The following is a 2,575-nucleotide window of genomic DNA, read 5'->3' on the forward strand; positions in this document are numbered from 1 at the left end:
GTAAACGACTAACTTGATCATCGGAAAGATTGATGTGTTGTTTAACAGGTCTGATATCTGATTTCATAAAATATATCCTTTTTTGAATTGATTATATCAGAATATAAAAGTGAGAGCTATGCCCCACTAGTTGGCTCTTTTTATGAAAGGAATAATAGAACTAAAACAAAATTCCTGATTATTTATAAACATTAATTCGGCAAATTAAATTAACTCTAGGCCGGTAACAACAATGGTTATATTAGTTTTTCACCTTTCAACCTTCAGCTATTTTTACTGAAAGGTAACAAACCGTTGATTCCAAATATTTTCAAAGAATGAAATCGTATCTTCGGCAGTCATATAATCGTTATCAAAGGTAGTCGTCATATCATGTTCCATGAAAATTTTATAACCGAGTCCGTGAGCCATGATGATTGTAGTGTTACAGCAATATTCAGTTTGAGCACCGCAGACTTCGATTGAACGAATTCCTTTTTGCATCAAAATTTTATTTAAATTAGTTTGATAGAATGCATTGGCGTGAGTTTTCTCCACGACGATGTCTTCTTTTTGTTTGTCTAATTTTCCTGACAAATTCCAGAGCTCACTGCCACGTACAAGATCTTGATCATTATGCTGAATAAAAATTATTGGCAAATTGTCTTGACGATAACTAAAGATACGGTCGTTGATACTATGAATTAATCCATCGAAATTATAGCTATATTGAAGAGCCCTTTGCATATCGATGATTACCAATGCGTCAGCTAATTCTGGCATGATAACACTTCCCCTTAAAAAAATTTCTAGCTTGAGCGTACCATGATGATTCAATTTTTGAAAGCGACATTATCAAAATTTGTCTCTCAAAAAATTTGCGGCTGGCTAGTAATTCGTTTTATAATTGAAAATATCAAAATATGGGATATAAAAAATGAAAAAAATAAAAATAATTTCTATTATAATCGGTGTGCTCTTAGTCATCGTTTTAGCATTCGCCGGAATCTTTGTTTATCGAACTCAAGATTCACTGAAATCTTTGAATACGAATAAGAACAGTGTTTCTCAAAAAGTCGATCAGGGTAAACCTTTCTCAATTCTCTTGTTAGGTGCTGATACTGGGACTGATGGACGAGTTGATCGTGGTAATTCAGACACGATGATGCTGTTAACTTTGAATCCAAAGAAACAAAAGACAGTGGCTTATTCAATTCCTCGAGATGCCTTAGCTGAAATGGTCGGGGATAAACCTAAAAATGTTCAAAAAATTAATGCTGCCTACAATATTGGCCTTTCTAAAATGGCTAAGAATACTGTTGGAAGTATGTTAGGAGTACCCGTAGATTATCACGTTGCTATCAATATGAAGGCTTTGGAAAAAACGGTTGATTTTGTTGGTGGTGTGACGGTTAAAAGTCCAATGAATGTTTCCTTTGATGGTGTAACAATTCCTAAAGGGACACATCATTTGAATGGGAAAGAAGCCTTAACTTATGCCCGAATGCGTTATCAGGATCCTCGTGGGGATTACGGACGTCAAATTCGACAACAACAAGTTTTACGTGCGGTCGTTAAAAAATTAGAACAGCCGAAATATTTAGTGAAAATACCTGATTTGATTAAAACATTAGGCAATGATATTAGTACAGATTTAACCACATCTGAAATTGATCAAGTAGTATTGAAGTACCACAATAGTTCAAAGGCAATGGACTTCAATCAAATTCAAGGCCAAACAGCTTGGATCAATGAAAGCTCATATCAAATTTTGCCAACTGCGACAATGCAGAGTGCCTCTGATAAGTTACGAGCAAATCTTGACTTGCCAGCACAGACATTAGATAATACTGAAACTAAATTGAATGCTAAAAATAAGGCGTTCTTCAAGGATCCAGAAGACACAGACTACGATACCTATAATTTAGATACAGTGCATTATACAAATAATACGTATTAGTTTTGGTGGGAGTCATCTTATAATGACTGAAGGTTGAAAATTTGATGCGTTATGCCGTTTCCAGAGCTGAAAGTGTTCACATGCTGTGCGGTCTCGAGTTTCGGTTGAAGCCGAACCCCGAACCGGTAAGTCTCCAACTAGTTTTATAATAATAAGAATGTACAATTATTATTTTTTGCTATTTAACTAAATTGAATTTAGGACTGTCACAGCAATGTTTATATCACTTTTTCGATTTTTAGTTATGAGTAAAAAGAGGCTGTCTTTCACTTGGTTATTTCAAGTGGAAGACAGCCTCTTTTTGACAAATTTATAAATTAAATACACATAGCCAAACTTAAAAGAACCGGTTTTTTAAGTGTGATACAACTCATTTTTATATTTTTATATAATTGACTTTAATTAAGAATTTTAAGTTATAAGAAGTTATTCTGCCTAATAAAACATAATAACTAGTGGACCGTAGCTCTCACATTTATATTTAATCAACCTTCAAGTTTTGGATAAAGTGAATGTAATTTTATACGTGCATCTGCAGTTGTGAATTGCCAATCTATTGATAAATTTTTAGCATTACGTTCACTACACCATGCTGCTACTTCTTGTTTTAATTGTTCCATTTCTGGAATTCGCCTG

2 protein-coding genes and 1 pseudogene are annotated in these 2,575 nt (G+C 33.9%); 1 reads left to right on the plus strand and 2 read right to left on the minus strand.

Going from position 1 to position 2,575, the window contains the following annotated elements; all coding sequences use genetic code 11:
- Nucleotides 1-273 precede the first annotated feature (273 nt).
- A complete protein-coding gene (locus FFM71_RS13235) occupies nt 274-762 on the minus strand; it encodes a cysteine hydrolase family protein (RefSeq protein WP_137612615.1) in 489 nt (162 codons plus the stop codon).
- Between the two features lie 154 nt (nt 763-916).
- Here FFM71_RS13235 and FFM71_RS13240 point away from each other — a divergent pair, with 154 nt between their 5' ends.
- Nucleotides 917-1,939, plus strand: a complete 1,023-nt coding sequence (locus FFM71_RS13240) for an LCP family protein (protein ID WP_137612616.1) — start codon at nt 917-919, stop codon at nt 1,937-1,939.
- Between the two features lie 485 nt (nt 1,940-2,424).
- Here the strand turns inward: FFM71_RS13240 and FFM71_RS13730 are convergent.
- Nucleotides 2,425-2,575: pseudogene (locus FFM71_RS13730) on the minus strand (IS630 family transposase); the annotation flags it as partial.

The organism is Companilactobacillus huachuanensis (genome assembly GCF_005404815.1).
GTDB lineage: Bacteria > Bacillota > Bacilli > Lactobacillales > Lactobacillaceae > Companilactobacillus > Companilactobacillus huachuanensis.

Excerpts from the sequence above, each read along its gene's own strand:
- FFM71_RS13235 (WP_137612615.1), bottom strand. The coding sequence starts at position 762 with ATGCCAGAATTAGCTGACGCATTGGTAATCATCGATATGCAAAGGGCT.
- FFM71_RS13240 (WP_137612616.1), top strand. The coding sequence starts at position 917 with ATGAAAAAAATAAAAATAATTTCTATTATAATCGGTGTGCTCTTAGTC.